20 protein-coding genes are annotated in these 21666 nt (G+C 34.9%); 16 read left to right on the top strand and 4 right to left on the bottom strand.

All coding sequences use genetic code 11. The features are described 5' to 3' along the window. The first annotated feature begins 37 nt into the window (after positions 1-37). The 4 genes from NU08_RS08470 to NU08_RS08455 all read left to right on the top strand — a co-directional run bounded on the left by NU08_RS08470 (position 38) and on the right by NU08_RS08455 (position 8583). On the top strand, positions 38-2275 hold the full coding sequence (locus NU08_RS08470; protein WP_129746698.1) for a glycoside hydrolase family 3 C-terminal domain-containing protein: 2238 nt from the start codon (positions 38-40) through the stop codon (positions 2273-2275). A gap of 95 nt (positions 2276-2370) precedes the next feature. Next, positions 2371-3861 carry a cellulase family glycosylhydrolase gene (locus NU08_RS08465; RefSeq protein WP_129746697.1) on the top strand — a complete coding sequence of 497 codons (1491 nt, stop codon included), beginning with the start codon at positions 2371-2373 and terminating at the stop codon, positions 3859-3861. A 114-nt stretch (positions 3862-3975) separates the two neighbouring features. Continuing rightward, positions 3976-5922 carry a sialate O-acetylesterase gene (locus NU08_RS08460; protein WP_129746696.1) on the top strand — a complete coding sequence of 649 codons (1947 nt, stop codon included), beginning with the start codon at positions 3976-3978 and terminating at the stop codon, positions 5920-5922. Positions 5923-6186: 264 nt separating this feature from the next. Further along, entirely contained in the window at positions 6187-8583 is a 2397-nt protein-coding gene (locus tag NU08_RS08455; RefSeq protein ID WP_129746695.1) for a glycosyl hydrolase family 95 catalytic domain-containing protein, read from the top strand. A 249-nt stretch (positions 8584-8832) separates the two neighbouring features. Here the strand turns inward: NU08_RS08455 and NU08_RS08450 are convergent, their stop codons facing one another. Beyond that, positions 8833-9378, bottom strand: a complete 546-nt coding sequence (locus NU08_RS08450; protein ID WP_129746694.1) for a CvpA family protein — start codon at positions 9376-9378, stop codon at positions 8833-8835. A gap of 243 nt (positions 9379-9621) precedes the next feature. Between NU08_RS08450 and NU08_RS08445 the strand changes: the two genes are divergently transcribed. The 4 genes from NU08_RS08445 (at position 9622) to NU08_RS08430 (ending at position 12248) form a co-directional block, all read left to right on the top strand. Further along, on the top strand, positions 9622-9978 hold the full coding sequence (locus tag NU08_RS08445) for a hypothetical protein (protein WP_091494339.1): 357 nt from the start codon (positions 9622-9624) through the stop codon (positions 9976-9978). Between the two features lie 146 nt (positions 9979-10124). Next, positions 10125-10574 carry a hypothetical protein gene (locus tag NU08_RS08440; RefSeq protein WP_242502510.1) on the top strand — a complete coding sequence of 150 codons (450 nt, stop codon included), beginning with the start codon at positions 10125-10127 and terminating at the stop codon, positions 10572-10574. Positions 10575-10658: 84 nt separating this feature from the next. Then, the gene (gene pheS / locus NU08_RS08435; protein ID WP_091129601.1) at positions 10659-11678 is read left to right on the top strand and encodes a phenylalanine--tRNA ligase subunit alpha; all 1020 of its coding nucleotides are present in this window, start codon (positions 10659-10661) and stop codon (positions 11676-11678) included. Between the two features lie 162 nt (positions 11679-11840). Further along, entirely contained in the window at positions 11841-12248 is a 408-nt protein-coding gene (locus NU08_RS08430; protein ID WP_111365565.1) for a hypothetical protein, read from the top strand. A 162-nt stretch (positions 12249-12410) separates the two neighbouring features. Here the strand turns inward: NU08_RS08430 and NU08_RS08425 are convergent, their stop codons facing one another. The 3 genes from NU08_RS08425 to NU08_RS08415 form a co-directional block, all read right to left on the bottom strand. Continuing rightward, a complete protein-coding gene (locus NU08_RS08425) occupies positions 12411-13406 on the bottom strand; it encodes an NAD(P)H-dependent glycerol-3-phosphate dehydrogenase (RefSeq protein ID WP_066033327.1) in 996 nt (331 codons plus the stop codon). 356 nt (positions 13407-13762) lie between these two features. After that, a complete protein-coding gene (locus NU08_RS08420; protein WP_129746692.1) occupies positions 13763-14920 on the bottom strand; it encodes an iron-containing alcohol dehydrogenase in 1158 nt (385 codons plus the stop codon). Between the two features lie 193 nt (positions 14921-15113). Then, positions 15114-15875, bottom strand: a complete 762-nt coding sequence (locus tag NU08_RS08415; RefSeq protein ID WP_165352436.1) for a type 1 glutamine amidotransferase domain-containing protein — start codon at positions 15873-15875, stop codon at positions 15114-15116. An 85-nt stretch (positions 15876-15960) separates the two neighbouring features. Here NU08_RS08415 and NU08_RS08410 point away from each other — a divergent pair, with 85 nt between their 5' ends. From NU08_RS08410 to NU08_RS08375, 8 genes are all read left to right on the top strand, one after another. Beyond that, positions 15961-16866, top strand: a complete 906-nt coding sequence (locus NU08_RS08410) for a LysR family transcriptional regulator (protein WP_129746691.1) — start codon at positions 15961-15963, stop codon at positions 16864-16866. Positions 16867-16970: 104 nt separating this feature from the next. Continuing rightward, positions 16971-17327: a PKD domain-containing protein gene (locus NU08_RS08405; RefSeq protein WP_129746690.1), complete on the top strand. Its 357-nt coding sequence runs from the start codon at positions 16971-16973 to the stop codon at positions 17325-17327. Positions 17328-17438: 111 nt separating this feature from the next. Continuing rightward, entirely contained in the window at positions 17439-18131 is a 693-nt protein-coding gene (locus NU08_RS08400) for an NUDIX hydrolase (RefSeq protein ID WP_119793340.1), read from the top strand. 74 nt (positions 18132-18205) lie between these two features. Continuing rightward, entirely contained in the window at positions 18206-19039 is an 834-nt protein-coding gene (prs, locus tag NU08_RS08395) for a ribose-phosphate diphosphokinase (RefSeq protein ID WP_129746689.1), read from the top strand. 122 nt (positions 19040-19161) lie between these two features. Further along, positions 19162-19689, top strand: coding sequence for an NADAR family protein (locus NU08_RS08390; protein WP_129746688.1), 528 nt, complete (start codon positions 19162-19164; stop codon positions 19687-19689). A 10-nt stretch (positions 19690-19699) separates the two neighbouring features. Next, positions 19700-20224, top strand: a complete 525-nt coding sequence (locus tag NU08_RS08385) for an O-acetyl-ADP-ribose deacetylase (RefSeq protein ID WP_129746687.1) — start codon at positions 19700-19702, stop codon at positions 20222-20224. Positions 20225-20257: 33 nt separating this feature from the next. Further along, complete coding sequence (locus tag NU08_RS08380; RefSeq protein WP_129746686.1) at positions 20258-20806, top strand: RNA 2'-phosphotransferase; 549 nt, start codon at positions 20258-20260, stop codon at positions 20804-20806. A 19-nt stretch (positions 20807-20825) separates the two neighbouring features. Beyond that, a complete protein-coding gene (locus tag NU08_RS08375) occupies positions 20826-21665 on the top strand; it encodes an ADP-ribosylglycohydrolase family protein (protein WP_129746685.1) in 840 nt (279 codons plus the stop codon). The last annotated feature ends 1 nt before the right edge of the window (position 21666 follow it).

Here is a 21666-nt window from a genome sequence, read left to right as displayed (position 1 = left end):
ATCAAAAATCTTTAAATCCAAAAACACCTAACTATCTATGAAAAACAAAATGATGTTCCTTTCAGCAGCTCTAGTTTTTGCATTCTTTACTTCTTGTAAAAATGATGCACAGACCTTAGCTTCAAATTCGACGCAGACCGAAGAATACGTTGGAAAAGAAATAAGCACAGACCATGACGCCGAAATCGATAAACTGATTTCACAGATGACATTGGAAGAAAAAGTGGGAATGCTTCACGGAAACAGCATGTTTGCAAATGCAGGCGTAAAACGTTTAGGAATTCCAGAATTAAAAATGGCCGATGGTCCGTTGGGAGTTCGTGAGGAAATTTCAAGAGACAATTGGGCTCCGGCTGGTTGGACAAACGATTTTGCAACGTATTATCCAGCGGGTGGTGCTTTGGCTGCAACTTGGAATGCAGAAATGGCGCATACTTTCGGAACCAGTTTAGGAGAAGAATTACGTGCCAGAGATAAAGATATGTTGCTTTCGCCAGCGATCAATATGGTAAGAACACCGCTTGGAGGAAGAACTTATGAATACATGTCTGAAGATCCGTTTTTGAATAAAAAAATTGCCGTGCCTTTGATTGTTGGTTTACAGGAAAAAGATGTAATGGCATGCGTAAAACATTACGCAGCAAATAATCAGGAAACGAATCGCGATTTTGTAGATGTGCAAATTGATGAGCGTACACTTCGCGAAATTTATCTTCCTGCATTCGAAGCTTCGGTAAAAGAAGCAAAAGCGTATAGTATTATGGGCGCTTACAATAAATTCAGAGGAGAATATTTATGTGAGAACGATTATATGCTGAATAAAATCCTTCGTGACGAATGGGGATTCAAAGGTGTAGTAGTTTCAGATTGGGCTGCGGTGCATTCAACAGCAAAATCTTTGAAAAATGGTTTGGATATTGAAATGGGAACACCAAAACCGTTCAACGAATTCTTCTTAGCCGATAAATTAATTGCAGCAGTTAAATCTGGTGAAGTTTCTGAGAAAGAAATTGATCTGCATGTAAAACGTATTTTAAGAGTTTTATTCCAAGTGAAAGCAATGGGCGGAGGCGAGCGCGCAAAAGGAAGCATCGCAACCGAAGCGCATTACCAAGACGCTTACAAAATTGCTGCTGAAGCAATCGTATTGTTGAAAAACGAAAATAATGCGCTTCCGCTAAAAGCAGACGGAATTAAATCTATTGCCGTAATTGGAAATAATGCAACAAAGAAAAATGCTCTTGGCGGATTTGGAGCGGGAGTTAAAACAAAAAGAGAAGTTACGCCTTTAGAAGGTCTTAAAAATAGATTGCCTTCATCAGTTAAAATCAATTATGCGGAAGGATATTTAGAGCGTTATGATAAAAAGAACAGAGGAAATTTAGGAAATATTACGGCTAATGGTCCGGTTACAATTGACGAACTAGATCCAGCAAAAGTTCAAGAAGCGGTTGATGCAGCTAAAAACTCAGATGTTGCGATCATTTTTGCGGGTTCAAACCGTGATTACGAAACAGAAGCTTCTGATCGTAGAGATTTGCACTTGCCTTTTGGACAAGAAGAATTAATCAAAAAAGTAATAGAAGCTAATCCAAAAACGATTGTAGTGATGGTGGCGGGTGCTCCATTTGATATTAATGAAGTAAGCAAAAAATCTTCTGCTTTAGTTTGGAGCTGGTTTAATGGTTCTGAAGGAGGAAATGCTCTGGCGGATGTAATTTTAGGAAAAGTAAATCCGTCAGGAAAATTACCTTGGACAATGCCAGTTGCTTTAAAAGATTCTCCGGCGCATGCCACAAACAGTTTCCCTGGAGACAAAGCGGTAAATTATGCAGAAGGTCTTTTAATTGGATACCGTTGGTTTGATACTAAAAATGTTACGCCATTATATCCTTTCGGTTACGGATTATCATACACGACTTTCGCACTTGATAATGCTAAAACAGATAAAACTTCCTATGCTCAAAACGACGTAATCGAAGTTTCTGTTGATGTTAAAAACACAGGAAAAGTAGACGGAAAAGAAGTAGTTCAATTATACACTTCAAAATCTGATTCTAAAATTACACGTGCAGCTCAGGAACTAAAAGGTTTCAAAAAAGCAGATGTAAAAGCGGGAAGTTCAGCAAAAGTAACGATCAAAGTACCAGTAAAAGAATTGGCTTATTATGATGTTGCTTCTAAAAAATGGACAGTTGAACCAGGAAAATACACTATCAAATTGGGAACTTCTTCAAGAGATATTAAGAAAGAAATTCAGGTAACAGTTAAATAAAACTGTTATTGCTTAAAATAACCAAACTCTCAACGCCAGCCCATAAAAAGCTGGCGTTGATTTTAAAAACTTACACTTAACTTAAACCAAACCAAATGAAAAAAACAATCAAGGATTATCTTTTATCTTTTATTCTCTGCTTTGCTTTTTTAGGAGTTTCAGCTTGCAGCTCAGATAAAGAAGAAAATCCGCCAGCTATAAAAACGCTTTCTTCTACTACAAGCAAAATTGATTTTGAAAGCAAAGAAAATACAATTGAAATAACGATTAATTCTAATGGTGTCACTTGGACTTTGAGTAATTCTGCTAGTTGGATAAAATTAAGTCAGACTACTGGAACATCGGGACAAACTGTGGTAAAAATTACTGCTTTAGAAAATACGACTACAGATCTTCGAAATGCAGTGATTACGTTAAGTGGAGGTGAACTTGCCTCAGAAGCAATTTTAGTTTCACAGGCAGCAGGAAGTTTATACCCAAGTTACAACACTAACCCAATTGCGGCTGATGCATCTGGAATGGGAAGTTCGGCGGTTGAATTGGCAGCAAAAATTAAATTAGGCTGGAATATTGGAAATACATTAGAAGCAACTGGAGGCGAAACCTCATGGGGAAATCCAAAAGTGACTAAAGCTTTAATTGATGCTGTAAAAGCAAACGGATTTAATGCAATTAGAATTCCGTGTTCTTGGAATCAGAATTTAGAAAATACTGCAACAGCAAAAATCAAAGTGGATTGGTTAAACCGAGTGAAAGAAGTGGTTCAATATTGCGTTGATAACGATATGTATGTCGTAGTAAACATCCACTGGGACGGCGGTTGGCTGGAAAACAATATTACCGAAGCCAAAAAAGTAGAAAACAATGCCAAACAAAAAGCGTTTTGGGAACAAATTGCAACACATTTAAGAGGTTTCGACGAACATTTACTTTTCGCGAGCGCCAACGAACCTGCGGTTGAAGATGCTACGCAAATGGCAGTTTTAACTTCGTATCACCAAACTTTTATTGATGCAGTTCGTTCAACTGGAGGAAAAAATGCAACGCGTGTTTTGGTTGTTCAAGGTCCAACAACAGATATTGAAAAAACAAACAAATTAATGACTACATTGCCAGTAGATAAAGTAACGGGCAGAATGATGGTCGAAGTTCATTATTATTCTCCTTGGAATTTTGCTGGTTTAACCAAAGACGAAACTTGGGGTAAAATGTTCTATTATTGGGGTGCAGGATTTCATTCTACAACCGATACAGAACGAAATGCAACTTGGGGAGAAGAAGCCGATTTAGAGAAAAGCTTTAAATTAATGAAAACTCAATTTGTAGATAAAGGAATTCCCGTTTTATTGGGAGAATTTGGTGCAATCCGTAGAACAACTTTAACGGGAGATGCGCTTACATTACATTTAAATTCAAGAGCGTATTATTTAAAAACGGTCGTAAAAACAGCAAAAGCAAACGGATTATTACCATTTTATTGGGATGAAGGAAGCTTAGGAAACAATGGTTTCGGAATCATGAATAGAGCTAATAATTCCGTCTTCGACACACAAGCTTTAAACGCTTTAATAGACGGATTAAAGTGAAAAAATTAGTTTAAACCATATAAGTGATATAAGATATTTTAAGTTTTTACTTAGAGATGTACTTAATTTTACTTATATCACTTATATGGTTCAAAAAATATTTAAATTAAAAAAATGAAAAAGAGTGTAATATTTATTTTGCTGTTAATTAGTGTTTTAGCTAATGCTAATGTGAGAATGCCTTTAATATTCTCTGACGGAATGGTGCTCCAAAGAGACAAGCAAATTCCGATTTGGGGTTTTGCTGATGCGAATGAAACTGTAGAAGTTCATTTCAACAAACAAATTAAGAAAACAACAGCCGATAAAAACGGAAAATGGACGGTAAATTTAAATGCTGAAAAAGCTGGCGGACCTTTCGAATTAGTCATTATCGGAAAAAATAAAATCACCATCAAAAATGTTTTGGTTGGAGAAGTTTGGATTTGCAGCGGACAATCGAATATGGAATTTCAGGTTTTCAAAACCATGAATTCCGAAAAAGAAATCAGTAGTGCAGATTATCCAATGATTCGTCATTTTGGTGTCGTACAAGATTTAAGCGGAACTCCAAAAGACGATTTAAAACAAGGAAAATGGGAAGTGGCTAACAAAGAAAATGTTGGGAACTTTACAGCAGTTGGGTATTATTTTGCCAGAAAATTATATTCAGAATTAAAAATCCCAATCGGAATCATCAATACTTCTTGGGGCGGAACGAATGTAGAAACCTGGACAAGCCGCGAAGCTTTCGAAAAAAGCAATGAATTCAAAAACATGATTGCCGATGTTCCGAGTTTGAATGTTGACTCTATTTCAAAACTATATGCCAGAAGAATGAAAGAAAGAGTCGAAAAAATTCAGGGAATTCCCGTTAGCAATGACAATGAGAAATCATTTAAAGAACTTTCTTTTAATGATAATTCTTGGGACGAATTAAACACGCCAAGTCTATGGGAAAATCAGCCGCTTGGCGATTTAGATGGTGTAGTTTGGATGCGAAAAACCATTACACTTTCGGCGGAAGACATTAAAAATAAAGCTACATTAAGTTTAGCAAAAATCGACGACGAAGATATTACATATGTAAACGGAATCGAAGTGGGCCGAAATACACAATGGGATGCGAGACGTATTTATCAGATACCCGAAAATGTATTAAAAGAAGGGAAAAATGTAATTGCTGTTAGAATTGTCGATAACAGCGGCGGCGGTGGTATCTATGGAGAATCTCAAGATTTGAAATTAACAATAGGAAGTAAAATTATTCCGCTTGACGGAAAATGGAAATTCAGAGTTATTGTTGTAAAAACAGCTTTATCACCAAACAGTTATCCGTCATTATTGTACAATGCGATGGTAAATCCGTTGGTTCCTTATGGAATTCAGGGCGTTTTATGGTATCAAGGAGAAGCGAATGTTTGGAGAGCGGAAGAATATAAAAAGTCATTTCCATTAATGATTACTGATTGGAGAACAAAATTCAACCAAGGAAATTTTCCTTTTTACTTCGTTCAATTGTCCACTTTTGATGAATTTGGAGGAAACAGCCAAAAAGGAAGCCGTTGGGCAGAACTTCGCGAAGCACAATCTGAAACTTTAAAATTGCCAAACACCGGAATGGCCGTGACAACCGATATTGGAAATGCGAAAGACATTCACCCAACCAACAAACAAGACATTGGTTTGCGTCTGGCCGCGATCGCCATGAATAATATTTACGGCAAAAAACAAGTTTACAGCGGACCAACTTATAAATCTCAGCAAATAAAAGGAAATCAAATTATTCTCACTTTCGATAACATCGGCAGCGGCTTATCAACGCCAAATAACGATGAATTAAAAGGTTTTGAAATCGCTGGTTCAGACAAAGTTTTTCATTCCGCGAAAGCAATCATAAAAGACAACAAAATAATCGTTTCAAGCGATAAAGTTCAAAATCCTGTAGCAGTACATTACGGCTGGGCAGATGATGATACGGCAATTAATCTTTTCAATAAAGAGAAATTTCCTGCATCGCCATTTAGAACTGATAATTGGGAAATGATTACGGCGAATGAGAAATATAAAGTGAGTAAATAGTTATTAGTTCTTAGTAAAGAGCCAATAAAACGTAACAATAGATGTTCCGTTAGGAACATTTCATCGGTAGCAACGGATGAAATCCGTTGATAAAAAATAAGCGTCCCATAATAATGTTCCGTAGGAACATCTGATTGATTATAGGTTTTTATCCTAACAGGTTTCCAAAACCTGTTAGGTATCACATAGATTTTTTATTAGTTTTAGAATTCAATAAATACCTAACAGGTTTTGGAAACCTGTTAGGATATAAGATAACACAATATGATAAAAAAAATATTTTTCATCTTACTTCTCACGTCTTGTTACACAAATATTTCGGCGCAATCCAAAAATGTTTTATGGTACAAACAACCCGCAGAATTCTTTGAAGAAAGCTTGGTTTTAGGAAACGGAAAAATGGGAGCGACCGTTTTTGGAGGCGCCAATTCAGATAAAATTTATCTGAACGATATTACGCTTTGGTCGGGTGAACCCGTAAATGCGAATATGAGTCCGGAAGCTTATAAAAACATTCCCGCAATTCGTGAAGCTTTACAAAAAGAAAACTACAAACTGGCCGAAGAACTCAATAAAAAAGTTCAGGGTAAAAATTCCGAATCTTATGCGCCTTTAGGAACATTAGAAATCAATAATTCAGAAAAAGGAAAAGCAGTAAACTACCATCGTGAATTGGATCTTTCGAATGCCATTTCTAAAGTAAGTTACGAAATGGCGGGTATTAAATATACCCGAGAATATTTTGTTTCAGCTCCAGATAAGATCATGATTATCAAATTAACCGCCGATCAAAAAGGAGCTTTGAATTTTGATATTAATTTAAAAAGTCTTTTACAATCTAATGTTGAAGTACGAAATAATATTTTGGTGTTGAGAGGTTCTGCTCCAATTCATGAAAATGCTGGATATAATGTTCCTCAAAAATATTTAAGTTTAAAAGAAAGAGGTACAAGATTTACAGGTTTAGTACAAATCAAAAAAACCGACGGGAAGATCACGAGTTCAAGAGAATCGTTGACTTTAACAGATGCAACTGAAGCTATAATTTTTGTTTCTGTTGCAACCAGTTTTAATGGTTTCGACAAAAATCCAGCGTCAGAAGGTTTAGATGACGTTTCAATTGCTTTGCAGAATTTGAATAATGCTTACGCAAAAGCATTCGATAAATTAAAAGAATCTCACATTGTCGATTATCAAAAATTCTTCAATCGCGTCAATTTAGATTTAGGAAAAACAACCGCTCCAGATTTGCCAACAGACGAACGTTTATTGCGTTATGCGGACGGAAAAGAAGATAAAAATCTAGAAATTTTATATTTCAATTTCGGACGATATTTATTAATCAGTTCATCAAGAACTTTGGGCGTTCCAGCCAATTTGCAAGGACTTTGGAATCCGTATGTGAATCCGCCTTGGAGCAGTAATTATACGATGAATATCAATCTGGAAGAAAATTACTGGCTGGCAGAAAATACCAATCTTTCTGAAATGCATTCGTCCCTTTTGAGTTTCATTAAAAACCTTTCGGTAACAGGAAAAGTTACTGCCAAAACTTTTTACGGAGTAGATAAAGGCTGGGCTGCGGCGCACAATTCTGATATTTGGGCAATGACCAATCCGGTTGGACAATTTGGAAAAGAAGATCCAATGTGGGCTTGCTGGCCAATGGCACAAGCTTGGCTGAGCACTCATATTTGGGAACATTATACTTTTACACAAGATTTATCCTATTTGAAAAAAGAAGGTTATCCGTTAATGAAAGGCGCGGCCGAATTTTGTTTAGGCTGGTTGATAACCGATAAAAACGGAAGTTTAATTACTTCACCATCAACTTCTCCAGAAAATCAATATAAATTGACTGACGGATTTGTGGGCGCAACATTATATGGCGGAACTGCTGATTTGGCTATGATTCGCGAATGTTTTGATAAAACGATTAAAGCTTCAAAAGTGCTGAATACTGATGCTGATTTCAGAAATAAATTAGAAACAGCACTTTCAAAACTGCATCCATATCAAATTGGAAAAAAAGGAAATCTGCAGGAATGGTATTTTGATTGGGAAGATAATGATCCGAAACATCGTCATCAATCGCATTTATTCGGACTTTTTCCGGGCGATCATATTACGCCTTTAAAAACGCCTGAACTTGCCGAAGCTTCTAAGAAAACTTTAGAAATAAAAGGCGACGAAACCACTGGCTGGTCAAAAGGCTGGAGAATTAATCTCTGGGCCAGACTTTGGGATGGAAATCGTGCATATAAAATGTATCGTGAATTATTACGTTACGTAGATCCTGACGGAAAGAAAACGGAAAAACCAAGAAGAGGCGGAGGAACGTATCCGAATTTATTTGACGCGCATCCGCCGTTTCAAATTGATGGTAATTTTGGTGGTGCAGCTGCCGTTGCCGAAATGTTAGTTCAGTCTGATGAAAATGAAATTAGATTACTTCCTGCTTTGCCAGATGCGTGGTCAGAGGGTTCTGTAAAAGGAATTTGTGCGAGAGGAGGTTTTGAAATCGAAATGAATTGGAATAATAAAAATATAACACACGCTGTAATCTCTTCTAAAACAGGAGGAAAAACAACTTTAGTTTTAGGTGATTATAAAAAAGAAATTGTTTTGAAGAAAGGAGAAAGCATAGAAATCAATATTTAAAAACAATATTTTAATTATAGTTAGGTAAGCTTCGGAGAAGCGAAAAATTTATAGAAAAATAGACATTTACAATATAGAGCTCCAGCGGAGCGACATATAGTTTTTCGCAATCTTATATGTCGCTCCGCTGGAGCTTTTTTACATTTGCGTGATTTAATTTCTATAAATATTTAGCTTCTCTGAAGCTTTTAATAACAAACCCGACAGGTTTCAAAAACCTGTCGGGTTTAATTCTAAACGATCTAGCTATTAATTCTCTGTCTGTTCTTTTTCTTCTTCTGGTTTCTCAGAATGTTCCTTTTTAAAAGTCTCGTACCATTTTTCAATGGACGGATAAACAAAAGCAGCCACTTTTTTGACAGGATTATAAAAAATAAAATTATCTAAAGTTTCTTTTTTAGCGAATGTATTATTGAAATTGATTTTTTCAAAAAGAGCGATAAAAATACTCAGAATCAGAATAGTTTTTAAAACCCTGAAAAAACCGCCTCCGAGTTTGTTCATCCAGCCTAACATGGCAAAATCGGCAATTCCGGTTAAAATTTTCGCTAAGAAATAAACGCCAATAACGACCAGAATAAAAGTCAAAATAAAAGCTGTAATTTGAATATTGGTTGGATTCCAAGAAACGTGTTTTGAAATCATTCCTGTCATTAATGAAGAAAATTTAATGGCAAGATAAATTCCCAATAATAGGGAAATAAAAGAGACAACTTCTACAAAAAGTCCGTTTTTAATGCCTTTATACAGACTGTATCCTAAAAGTGTGGCTACAATAATATCAAAAAAACTCATGATTTACGGGTGTTTAATAAAGGCGCAAAGATATGTTTTTTTTAAGGTTCAAAGGCGCAGAGAGGCAAAGGTTCAGAGGTTTTTTGTAGTGCTCTTTTGGTATGTGTTTATTTTTTTAGGTGCAATGTATTGAACTCTGTATCTTTGCAATTCAAAATTTAGAGTTAGATTGCGATTCTGCCCCCTCAGAATTGTTTTTTTACATCAGTAATCTAAAATCTACAATCAAAAATCATAAATTAAATGTCTAGAGATATACAGTTAAAAGAGCGATGGGAAAAGCTCGTCGATATGCTTTCAAATCAGTTTTCGCAAGGTGAAGACTTAGATTTGGATGCCATAATTTACCTAATTGGAGTTCAGGAACTCGGAAAAGTGCATCGTCAATTTAAGAAAGACGAAAAATTAAATCTAATGCATATTGCCATTTGCAGATTGTTAGAACCTTATGGTTATTACGAATTTGATTTTTTTGATAGCGAAGGCTGGCCACACTACAAAATAAAAGAGCAATTGCCACCGTTAAAAGCGGGTGAACAATCTGTTTTAATGAAAGAAGCAATTGTAAATTATTTTTTGGAAAGAAAACTTATTGAGTAGAGTCCAGTTTACAGTCTCAGTTTGCAATTTGGACTGCGACTGCGACTGAATACTGAAAACTAAATAAAATGTGCAGATACGCAATGACATCCTATAAACCTCATTATGCTTGTTTTAATTGTCGAAAGACTTTTAAAAGAAGATTGATGGTGGATATAAAAAAAGGAGAAGCATCAGTTTTTGAAGCCAAATGTCCGCAATGTGGAGAATTAATGGCCAATATGGGGCTTGATTTTGAATCGCCTAAAAAAGACGATGTCAAAAAGTGGGAGCATATCAAAAGTTTGTTTACTGTTGGTATTACATTTCACTCTTGCGGTTGCAGCGGACCAGGGTATATTCCGAATTCAAAAGAAAAATTAATTGAATATTTTGAAGGCATAAAAAAGACCTATTTTAAAAATATGGATTTTTGGCGCACCAGAGTTGAACCTGCTACAAAACAGGAAAAAGAAAGGGATTCGAATAAAAACTGGCATGAATTAAATCGAATTTCTTCGAATTTTAGAAAGGAAACAGTAACCAATCAGGAAGGTTTAGATTATTGGCATCTAAAGATTAAACAAGTTGAAGAAAAGTTAAATCTGATAAAATAATTTGCAGAAAATCTAAAACTGCGACTGAGACCGCACACTTTCAACTAAAAACACTAAATTTGTACTCTCAATTATCGAAGGAAAATGATAGATAAGATAAAACAGCACATAGAGGAAGCTAAAGCCTTTAATGAGAAAAATAAAGAATCGTTAGAACAATTCCGTATTAAATATTTAGGAAGTAAAGGTTTGCTTAAAGAACTTTTTACTGAATTTAAAAATATTCCAAACGACCAGAAAAAAGATTTCGGACAAGTAATCAATACTTTAAAAGCGGTTGCTGAAGAAAAAGTAAAGCAGATTCAGGAAGAGCTTGAAAGCAAAGAAGAGTCTAAAGGAGTTTTTGGAGATTTAACGCGTGCTGCAGAACCAGTAATTATTGGTTCGCGCCACCCAATTTCTATCGTTAAAAATCAGATTATAGATATTTTTGCTAATATCGGATTCAACGTTTCTGAAGGTCCAGAAATCGAAGACGACTGGCATAACTTTACAGCATTGAACTTGCCAGAATATCACCCAGCGCGTGATATGCAAGATACGTTTTTCATTCAGACGAATCCTGATGTGTTGTTGCGTACGCATACATCATCTGTTCAGGTGCGTTATATGGAAAATCATAAACCGCCAATCCGTACGATTTCTCCAGGACGCGTTTTCCGTAACGAAGCAATTTCATCTCGTTCACACTGTATTTTCCATCAAGTGGAAGGATTATATATTGACAAAGATGTTTCTTTCGCTGATTTGAAGCAGACATTACTTTATTTCACAAAAGAAATGTTCGGAAAATCTAAGATTCGTCTTCGTCCATCATATTTCCCATTTACAGAGCCAAGTGCCGAAATTGATATTTATTGGGGACTAAAAACAGAAACCGATTACCGTATCACAAAAGGAACAGGCTGGTTAGAAATTGGAGGTTGCGGAATGGTAGATCCAAACGTTCTAAAAAACTGTGATATCAATCCAGATGAATACAACGGATTTGCTTTCGGAATGGGAGTAGAGCGTATTGCAATGCTTTTATACCAAATTGGAGATATTCGTATGTTCTACGAAAATGATGTTCGTTTCTTAGAGCAATTTAAAGCTAATATTTAGGAGCTGTTTCCTGCTGTCCGCTGTATCTTTTGTTTTTTAAAGAAAAAAACAAAAGGATGCCGCTTCCATCAGGGCTAGGGCTTTACGTTATAAATTACCTTTACAATAAACAAACCTTTGTTGAAGCTTTAGGCTTTGACAAAGGTTTTTAAAATTTAATAGATGAAAAAAGATATAATAATTCCAGAAGTAGAAAACGTGTTTCTTGCCGCAGTGCAGGAATGGAGTGACGATTTTATGGAAAAAGTGTGGTACGCATACTTGGTTAATGACAGTGATTTTAACTTAGACAGCGTTATGGTCGTTTCAAAAGCATTTGGAACTATTGATGGAGAAATGAAAAAAACTTCGATCCTGCGTCATGCATTTGTTGAGGTTCCTTCAGTTTCTGTGGTAAAGATAGAATTGGTAGAAAAGAGCCTTTTAGCGCTAAATAACGAATTCATGGTAACTTTCTTCATCGGAAATACTTTGTACGATAAGAAGTTCATTTTTAAAGCCAATTCGCTTGACGAAAACAATACGGAAGAAGTGCCGATTTTGTTTGTTGAAGGGATTATGGTGAAGTAGAGTTTTAAAGAAGCAAGAAGCAAGAGAAAAGACTATATTGAGACTTAAATAGAATAAAAGAGAAAGAGCCAAGACTGAAATTCAGTTTGGCTCTTTTTTTATATCAAACAAAAGTCTTTACTCTTGCTTCTTGTTTCTTTTCACTTGTCTCTCACTAAAAATCTAATCCAAAGACTCAGTCAATTTCTTGAAAACCGTTTTAGCATCTTTTCCTTCGTAAAGAACAGCATAAACAGCATCGATAATTGGCGTTTTGGCACCGTAGCCTTGATTTAGTTTATAAGCACTTTTTGTTGCATAATAACCTTCGGCAACCATACTCATTTCCATCATGGCACTTTTTACGGTATAACCTTTTCCGATCATATTTCCGAACATTCTATTTCTTGAGAAAACAGAATATCCTGTAACCAATAAATCGCCTAGATAAGCCGAATCGTTAATGTTACGTTTCATTTTATGCACTTTTCTAATGAATTTCTTCATTTCGCGAATCGCATTACTCATTAAAACCGACTGGAAGTTATCGCCATAACCTAAACCGTGGGCAATTCCGGCAGCAATAGAATAAATGTTTTTTAGCATTGCAGCGTATTCAGTTCCGATAATATCGTCTGAAATTTTAGCTTTAATGTAATTTCCTGAAAGTGATTTTGCCACAATACAAGCTTTTTCTGGATCACCGCACGCAATTGTTAAGTAAGAAAGTCTTTCTAAGGCAACTTCCTCTGCGTGGCAAGGTCCTGTAATAACTCCAATGTTGTAATAAGGAATGTCGTATTGAATGTGGAAATGTTCGCCGACGATTAAACTCGTTTCTGGAACGATACCTTTAATAGCAGAAAAAATGATTTTATCGGCTAGAGAAACCGTCATATTTTTTAATTCGGCATCTAAGAAAGCTGATGGAATGGCAAAAATGATATAATCTGCATATTCAATCGCTTCATTTATATTGCTTGTCAGTTTAAGTTTGTTGGTGTCAAATTCAACAGAACTTAAATAGTTAGGATTGTGTTTGTATTTCTGAAGATGTTCAATCGCAGATTCATTACGCATATACCACGCAATTTCCGAAAGATTCACACATAACATTTTGGCAATTGCCGTTGCCCAACTTCCTCCTCCAATTACTGCAAATTTTAACTTTTCGCTCATTATTTTATTAATTTGAAACAAAAGTACTTAATAATGTGCTAATAAAGCAAAATCTGCTTTAAGAAATTTAAAAAAGCCCTTTAATTACAATGACTTTCAAGAGGTTTTAGCCTAAAATATTTTTTTGCAATGCAATACAATAAAATCAAAACAGTATCGTTATAAAAGTTTATAAATTAGAATTTTAATGAATTTAAAAAAAATTGAGTTAGTTAGTTTTGTTTTAGTATTTTAAAAAGGCGTTCCTAAACTTGTTAAGAACGCCTTTTTTATTTAAATCTCAATTCTAAAATTCCAAGTTCCAATTGGGTAATCTCAAAAGATTTGGAATTTGGAATTTTCAAATTGGAATTTCATTAATAAGAAAGTTCAACAATTGATTTTACTTTGTCTAAAGTTACCAATTGATTTTCTCCTAAACCTTTCCAGCCTCTTTCATCAAAACGTTTTACGATAAAGTCTGCTGTATTGGAATAGTCTTCTGTGTATTGAGAAAGTTTAGTGTCCATTCCCATTGTATGGAAAAATTCAACCGTTTTGTTGATGGCTTCTTTGGCTACTTCTTCATCAGAACCTGTTAAGTTGAAGATTCTTCTTCCGTATTGTGCTAATTTTGCTTTTTTAGTTTCAAACATTACATGGTACAAACTTGGTCCAATTATCGCCAAAGTTCTAGCATGATCAATTTCGTAAAGTGCTGTCAATTCGTGACCAATCATATGCGTTGCCCAATCGCTTGGAACACCTTTCTGGATTAATCCGTTTAATGCCATCGTACAGCTCCACATAAAATTAGAAGCCAAAGTATAATCGGTTGGATTTTTAACTACTCCTGGACCAACTTCAATTAAAGTCTGTAGAATTCCTTCAGCAATTCTGTCCTGAAGAAAAGCATCTGTTGGATAGGTTAAATATTGCTCCATTACGTGTGTGTAAGCATCTACAACACCATTTTCGATTTGTCTTTTTGGTAAAGAAGAAATCACAGTCGGGTCACAAATAGAGAATTGTGGAAATAAAGCGCTTCCGCCAGAAGATAATTTTTCTTGAGTTGCTTCAATCGTTACCACATATCCAGAATTCATTTCGCTTCCTGTTGCAGGTAGCGTTAAAACAGTTCCGAATGGCATTGCATTTTCTTTAATTAAAATTCTTTTTTGAAGAATGTCAATTGGATTTCCTTCAAAATTAACAGCGCCCGAAATAAATTTAACGCCATCAATTACAGATCCACCACCAACAGCCAAAATAAAATCGATTTTTTCTGCTTTGATTACACCAACGGCTTTCATCAGAGTTTCAAATCTCGGATTTGGCTCAATTCCGCCAAATTCTACAATTTCAAAACCTTTTAAGTTAGCAATCACCTGATCGTAGATTCCATTTTTAAAAATGCTTCCACCGCCGTAAGCCAAAAGAATTTTTGCATTTTTTGGAACTAAAGTTGAAAGTTTTTCAATTTGCCCTTTCCCGAAAACTAAGTTTGTCGGATTGTATAATTCGAAGTTTAACATATTTTTTTTAAGGTTCTAAGATGCTATCCCGATAGTTATCGGGACTGAGGCTCTAAGTTTTTTTACCTATTGCTCTTGGAATTTTAGCATCGAGTTAATTTTATTCTTTTAATTATTTAATAAAGTCTAAGTTGCTAAAGGAAAACTTAGTCCCTTAGCAACTCAGTCCCGATAGCTATCGGGATAGTACCTTTTAATTCAATTTCTTTAATAATTTATCGGCTACGAGTTTTGATGACGCTGGATTTTGACCTGTAATTAAAAGTCCGTCTTCAACAGCATAAGGTTGCCAGTTTGGTCCTTTAGAAAAAATTCCGCCGTTTGAAGCTAAAGCATCTTCCAATAAAAACGGAACTACTTTTGTTAAACCAACTGCTTCTTCTTCGGCATTAGTAAATCCGGTTATTTTTTTACCTTTTACTAAGTATTCTCCATTTACTTTTACATTTTTCAAAACTGCAGGAGCGTGACATACAAATGCTACTGGTTTATTGTGTGTGTAAAAAGATTCAATTAAAGCGATTGAATTATGGTCTTGCACCAAATCCCAAAGTGGACCATGGCCTCCTGGATAAAAAACAGCATCGTAATCTTTTTGATTAACCGTTGAAAGTTTTAGAGTGTGTTTTAATTTTTCCTGTAAAACTTTATCGGCATCAAAACGTTTTGTGTCTTCAGTTGCCGAAGCTGGATCGGCACTTTTTGGATCAATCGGCGGCTGGCCTCCAAGCGGAGAAGCGATTGCGATTTCTACTCCCTGATCTAATAATTCATAATATGGTGCAGCAAATTCTTCTGACCAGAATCCTGTTTTTTCTCCTGTATTGCCCAGTTTATCATTGCTGGTTACAACAAATAATACTTTTTTCATACTCTTCTTGTTTGATTTTTGAGCTTCAGCTGAAATGCTTACAGATGTAAATGCAGTTATTGCGAATAGTGCTATTTTCTTCATAATATTAAATTTTGAACAAATTTACGGCGAAAGTGATATCAGTAAAAATAAAATAAACTATGTTTGTTATAAATAAATTTATGTCATGGTAAATCTAGAATGGTACAGAACTTTTAAGGCAGTTTACAAAAACGGTAATTTTTCAGTGGCTGCGAAGGAATTATTTATGAGTCAGCCTGCGGTTAGTCAGCAGATTTCAATGCTTGAGGCGCACGTCGGAAATAGATTATTTAACCGGAAATCAAAAGGTGTTGAACCAACCGAATATGCTAAGTTACTGAATAATTTGATTATAGACGCTCTTGACAGGCTCGAAAGTGTCGAAACCAGTTTCAGGGCTAAAGCCGAAGATGCTAATCGATTGATTTCTGTTGGAATCTCGAAGCATCTTTTTGACTGTGTTGGCAATCTCTTAATTTCAAAATTCGATTTAATCGATTTTACTTTTGCAGAAAACGATGAACTTTTTGCTTTAGTAGATGCTAAAAAACTTGATTTTGCTATTACAACCAAAAGATTTGACACTTTTGATACGACTTACGAAATTGTTGGAAAAATTAAATTGATATTGGTTGCTCCAACAAGTTTAGATATAACAGAGTTTCGCCAAAGGTTAAAAGCAGATAATTACACCGAAATTGAACAATGGCTGAATGCGCAGAAATGGTACAGTCACGATGCGAGAATTCCGCATATAAAATTATTCTGGCTGCATGCCTTCAATAAAAAAAGACCGTCGATGGTTCCCAATTACATTATCCCTTCAGAGTCTGAAATGTTGAGGCTTTTAGCTAAAAATGAAGGAATCGCAGCCACTTGGAATTGTAATGCTAGAAATTATATTAAAGAAAATAAATTGCAACTAGTTTGGAATAGTTTTCACGTGCCAGAAGAGTTTGTGTATTTATTAGCTCCAAAAAATAATAACGTAAAGTCATTTTTTGATATTATCGAGAAAGAACTGAAACTGTTTTTTGGGAATAGATTATAGAAATAGCTAAATGTGAAATAGATGAAAATTCTTGTATTTCAGTTTGATAATGTCTTTTAAAAAGGATATTTTTGATATATATAAACCACTAAAAATTTCCGATTATGAAAAAGATTGCGGCTATTTTGATGTTTTCGATGGTGTTTTTTGGAATCAATTCTTGCAGTAAACACGATGATGAAGTAATTATTGATTGTCTTGCAGAATCACTTTACGTGAAAATGCATAATTCTACTGATGCCACTAATCCTAAATTGATGAATTACTCAGTGACATATGACGGAACCGGAACTTTGGTTTCTGTAAAATGGACATTTGGAGACGGGACGACAGGAACTGGTGCGGTGGTAACACATACTTATGCTGCGGCTGGAACGTATGAAGCTAAAGCTGAAGTTACAGTTAAAAAAGATGGTCAAGAATGTACATCTATTCCAAAACGAACTGTTACGGTAAATTAGAAAAACAAAATAAGAGATCATATTTGAGAGCCAATTTTATAATTTAAGCTTTTGCATTAGATTATAAAATTGGCTCTCATTCGTTATATTTGTTTGATATGATTTAGGATTATGGAAAAATTGCAAAATATTAGAATTGCCGTAGATGCAATTGTTTTCGGATATAAAAACAACGGTTTATATGCATTGTTGATCGAACAGCAGTTTGGCACTTCAGAAAAATACTGGGCTTTGCCAGGAGGTTTGGTTCAGAATGATGAATCTTTAAGCGATGCTGTCATTCGCGAATTGCACGAAGAAACCAATGTACAACTCACTTTTATGGAACAATTGTACACTTTTGGAGATGATATCTACAGAGATTCTAGAAACCGAGTTATTTCAGTAGCGTATTACGCTTTAGTAGATGCTTCGAATTTAGAAATTAAAGCAGATACAGATGCCGAAAGAGTGCAATGGTTTAAAATAGATGAAATTCCGCCTTTAGCCTTTGACCATAATTTAATCTTAAAAAAAGGAATAGAAAGGCTTAAAGCCAAATTGACATATGAACCAATTGGTTTCGATTTACTTCCAGAAGAATTCTTGTTTTCAGATCTTGAAAATCTTTACTGCACCATTTTAGAAAAAGAAATCGACCGTCGCAATTTCAGAAAAAAAATACTGAGCTATGGTATTTTAGAAGAAACTGAAAAATTTTCACCCATTAAAACAGGCCGTCCAGCAAAACTTTTTAAGTTCAATAAGTTGAAATATAATGAGTTAATTCAAAAAGGATTTCACTTCGAAATAAAGTTTGCGTAATTTTTACACAAAATAAATTGTTTATTCAAAATTAAATTCTACATTTGCGTATAATTAACGCAAACTAAAAAGCTATGATACTAAATCTCGACCCAAAATTCGCTCCATTTCAAAATCAGGAAGAAATCAAATTTCAAAGTTTTACATTTTCTGGAGGTGAGCCACACATTAAAATTGCGCCAGATTTTGATGCTAATAGAAAAGTAACCGTTACACATAGATTGAATTCATTCAATGATTTAGGTTTATTGTGCGTTACCATCGATGCGTTACGTAGAATGGATGTTAAGATTATCGATCTTTTTATTCCGTATTTTCCAGCTGCAAGACAAGATCGTGTTATGATTCCAGGCGAACCGTTGTCTGTAAAAGTATATGCTGATATTATTAATGCGATGCAATTGAACAAAGTTTTTGTTTTTGATGCGCATTCAGAAGTAACTCCTGCTTTGTTGAATAATAGCACTGTAATTCCGAATTATACTTTTATAAAAGCAGTTTTAGAAAATATCGGAAATGATGTAAAACTAATATCTCCAGACGGAGGCGCTTTGAAAAAAATCTACAAAGTATCTGAGTTTTTAGGTGGTGTTGAGGTTGTAGAATGCAGTAAAAGCCGTGATGTAAAAACTGGAAAACTATCTGGTTTTAAAGTTTACGAAGATGATTTACAAGGAATGGATTGTTTAATTGTAGACGATATCTGCGATGGAGGAGGAACTTTCGTAGGATTAGCAGAAGAATTAAAAAAGAAAAATGCCGGAAAATTATACTTAGCCGTAAGCCACGGAATCTTCAATAAAGGTTTTGAAGTTTTAAACTGTTTCGACGGAATTTTTACCACAAACTCTTTTAAAGATTTTGAAGGTGAAAGCGTTAAGGTAATTGGATTGGATCAATTAGTTTAAATGTTTCAAGTTTCAGGTTTCAAGTTCTCTGTGTAACGTAAATCTGAAACGAAAAAAATGCTAACTGTTTCAAGTTGAGCGAAAAACCTGAAACTTTAAACTTGAAACAAAAAACAGAAAAAATGAAATACAACATAGATAACATAGCTCCAGAAAGTAAATTTTTATTTTTCTGGGGACATCAGCCAAGTAAAGACGGAACGGTTACTAAAACTTGCTTTAGCCAATGGTGGTTAAGTTCTTTTGAAGTTGCTGGTGTGACTTACAAAACAGCCGAACATTGGATGATGGCAAAAAAAGCTGAATTGTTTCAAGATCAGGAAATTTTAGATAAAATCCTTGAAGCAGATTCTCCCGCAGTAGCTAAGAAACTAGGTCGTGAAGTGAGAAATTATGATGACAAAGTTTGGTTAGAAAACCGATATGAAATTGTAAAACAAGGAAACTATCACAAATTCAGCCAAAATGCTGATTTAAAAACTTTCTTACTAAACACGAAAGAACGAGTTATTGTTGAGGCAAGCCCCGTAGATCCAATTTGGGGAATCGGAATGGCAAGTGACCACAAAGATGTTCTTAATCCGAAAGCTTGGAAAGGATTGAATCTTTTAGGTTTTGCTTTGATGGAAGTTAGGGATGAATTGAGATAAATTTTGAGAAATGAAAATAGAACTTCTAAAAGCAGATATAACAGAAATTGAGGTTGATGCAATTGTCAATGCGGCCAATACTTCTTTATTGGGTGGAGGTGGAGTTGATGGAGCGATTCACAGAAAAGGAGGAAAGGCAATTTTAGAAGCATGTATTCAGATTCGTAATAAGCAAGGCGGATGTAAAACAGGCGAAGCGGTTATAACGACAGCAGGAAATCTACCTTCAAAATATGTTATTCATACAGTCGGACCAGTTTGGAATAGTGATAAAGAAGAGAAATCTAAATTACTAGCGGATTGTTATAAAAATAGCTTGAATCTTGCTGTTCGAAACGGAATTAAATCCATTGCTTTTCCAAATATCAGTACTGGAATTTATCATTTTCCAAAAGATAAAGCAGCAGAAATTGCTGTAAAAACCATAAAAGATTTTGATAAATCAGATGAAATACAAAAAGTAATATTTGTCTGTTTCGATGATGAAAATTACAAGATTTACAAAAGTCTTTTGCAGATCGAAGATATTCCGTAGGAACATTTCATCGGTAGAAAAAAAATATTAATTATGAATGAAAATATAGCAAAGAGCGTCAGCAAGTTTTTAAGCCTGGTGCTCAGACATTCGCCAGAAAAAATCGGATTAAAATTAGACGAAAACGGTTGGGCAGATGTCAATGAATTAATAGAAAAATGTACTAAAAAAGGGAATCGTCTCGACGCCGAACTTTTAGATTACGTCGTAGAAAATAACGATAAAAAGCGTTTTGCTTACAATGAAGATAAAACCAAAATTCGTGCAAGTCAGGGACATTCGATTTCGGTTGAATTGAATTTAACAGAAACAGAACCTTTAGAATATCTGTATCACGGAACCGTTGGAAAATTCATGGAAAACATTCAGAAAGAAGGTTTGAAGAAAATGAGCCGTCAGCATGTGCATCTTTCTAAAGACAAAGAAACGGCAACCAAAGTAGGAAGCAGAAGAGGAGTTCCGCAGATTCTAACGGTTAGAAGCGGTGCGATGCATAGAGATGGATTCAAATTTTATTTGTCTGAAAATAATGTCTGGCTGACAGATGAAGTTCCGCCAAAGTATATCGAATTTAAATCTTAAATAATCAAACACAACAATCATGATTTTAGAAGCAGCAATAGGCGATGCATACGGTGCGGGTTTTGAGTTTAGGGATTTAGATTTTATTTCTAAAAACAATAATTTAACTCAGTATGATAAACACGGAATGTATACAGAGATTTATAAAAAATATACTGATGATACTCAAATGGCAATTGCGATTTCGGAATTGCTGCTTGAAGATGATAATTGGAACGAAATAAAAGTAGCAGATAAGTTTGTTGAAGTATTTCACAGAGATAAAAGACGCGGTTATTCAGATCGAGTTTACAATGCTTTGGATGCCAGTAAAAATGGTTCAGATTTTATCAAAATAATTGATAACGGAAGTAGCGGTAATGGTTCTGCGATGCGAGCGTATTCAATTGGACATTTAAAAAACATCAAACAAATACTTGAGTTCTGTGAGATTCAGGCGAAAACTTCCCATAATACAGTTGAAGGAATAAGCTGTGCTAAACGTATAGCATTGGCTGTTCATTATTTTAAATATAATCTGGGTGATGGACTTACTCTGATAGATTTTCTGAATGAGACTTTAAAAGAAAGTGAAAATTATAGAATTACTTCTCCAATCGATATGCATGGATATCCAACTACGCAAGCTGTAATTAAAATGGTTTCCGAAGCTGTTTCTATGAAAGATTGCCTAAAAACAGGAATTGGTTACGGCGGAGATACTGATACCGTTGCAGCATTGTCTATGGCAATTTTAAGTCAGAAGCAAAATTGTGAGAAGACATTACCATCGTTTCTATATGAAGAATTGGAAAATGATAAATTCGGAAAAGATTTTCTCATAAAACTGGATTTAGCACTGAATAACAAGTTTAGTTAAT

Origin of the sequence: Flavobacterium anhuiense, from assembly GCF_004151235.1 — a bacterium.
In the GTDB taxonomy this organism is placed as follows: Bacteria; Bacteroidota; Bacteroidia; order Flavobacteriales; family Flavobacteriaceae; genus Flavobacterium; species Flavobacterium anhuiense_A.
This window is presented reverse-complemented; position numbering and strand designations above follow the sequence as displayed.

Excerpts from the sequence above, each read along its gene's own strand:
- NU08_RS08470 (WP_129746698.1), top strand. The coding sequence starts at position 38 with ATGAAAAACAAAATGATGTTCCTTTCAGCAGCTCTAGTTTTTGCATTC.
- NU08_RS08450 (WP_129746694.1), bottom strand. The coding sequence starts at position 9,378 with ATGAGTTTTTTTGATATTATTGTAGCCACACTTTTAGGATACAGTCTG.
- NU08_RS08430 (WP_111365565.1), top strand. The coding sequence starts at position 11,841 with ATGAAAAAAGATATAATAATTCCAGAAGTAGAAAACGTGTTTCTTGCC.
- NU08_RS08405 (WP_129746690.1), top strand. The coding sequence starts at position 16,971 with ATGAAAAAGATTGCGGCTATTTTGATGTTTTCGATGGTGTTTTTTGGA.
- NU08_RS08400 (WP_119793340.1), top strand. The coding sequence starts at position 17,439 with ATGGAAAAATTGCAAAATATTAGAATTGCCGTAGATGCAATTGTTTTC.
- NU08_RS08385 (WP_129746687.1), top strand. The coding sequence starts at position 19,700 with ATGAAAATAGAACTTCTAAAAGCAGATATAACAGAAATTGAGGTTGAT.
- pheS (WP_091129601.1), top strand. The coding sequence starts at position 10,659 with ATGATAGATAAGATAAAACAGCACATAGAGGAAGCTAAAGCCTTTAAT.
- NU08_RS08465 (WP_129746697.1), top strand. The coding sequence starts at position 2,371 with ATGAAAAAAACAATCAAGGATTATCTTTTATCTTTTATTCTCTGCTTT.
- NU08_RS08375 (WP_129746685.1), top strand. The coding sequence starts at position 20,826 with ATGATTTTAGAAGCAGCAATAGGCGATGCATACGGTGCGGGTTTTGAG.
- NU08_RS08410 (WP_129746691.1), top strand. The coding sequence starts at position 15,961 with ATGGTAAATCTAGAATGGTACAGAACTTTTAAGGCAGTTTACAAAAAC.
- NU08_RS08440 (WP_242502510.1), top strand. The coding sequence starts at position 10,125 with ATGGTGGATATAAAAAAAGGAGAAGCATCAGTTTTTGAAGCCAAATGT.
- NU08_RS08425 (WP_066033327.1), bottom strand. The coding sequence starts at position 13,406 with ATGAGCGAAAAGTTAAAATTTGCAGTAATTGGAGGAGGAAGTTGGGCA.
- NU08_RS08445 (WP_091494339.1), top strand. The coding sequence starts at position 9,622 with ATGTCTAGAGATATACAGTTAAAAGAGCGATGGGAAAAGCTCGTCGAT.
- NU08_RS08415 (WP_165352436.1), bottom strand. The coding sequence starts at position 15,875 with ATGAAGAAAATAGCACTATTCGCAATAACTGCATTTACATCTGTAAGC.
- NU08_RS08455 (WP_129746695.1), top strand. The coding sequence starts at position 6,187 with ATGATAAAAAAAATATTTTTCATCTTACTTCTCACGTCTTGTTACACA.
- NU08_RS08380 (WP_129746686.1), top strand. The coding sequence starts at position 20,258 with ATGAATGAAAATATAGCAAAGAGCGTCAGCAAGTTTTTAAGCCTGGTG.
- NU08_RS08460 (WP_129746696.1), top strand. The coding sequence starts at position 3,976 with ATGAAAAAGAGTGTAATATTTATTTTGCTGTTAATTAGTGTTTTAGCT.
- prs (WP_129746689.1), top strand. The coding sequence starts at position 18,206 with ATGATACTAAATCTCGACCCAAAATTCGCTCCATTTCAAAATCAGGAA.
- NU08_RS08390 (WP_129746688.1), top strand. The coding sequence starts at position 19,162 with ATGAAATACAACATAGATAACATAGCTCCAGAAAGTAAATTTTTATTT.
- NU08_RS08420 (WP_129746692.1), bottom strand. The coding sequence starts at position 14,920 with ATGTTAAACTTCGAATTATACAATCCGACAAACTTAGTTTTCGGGAAA.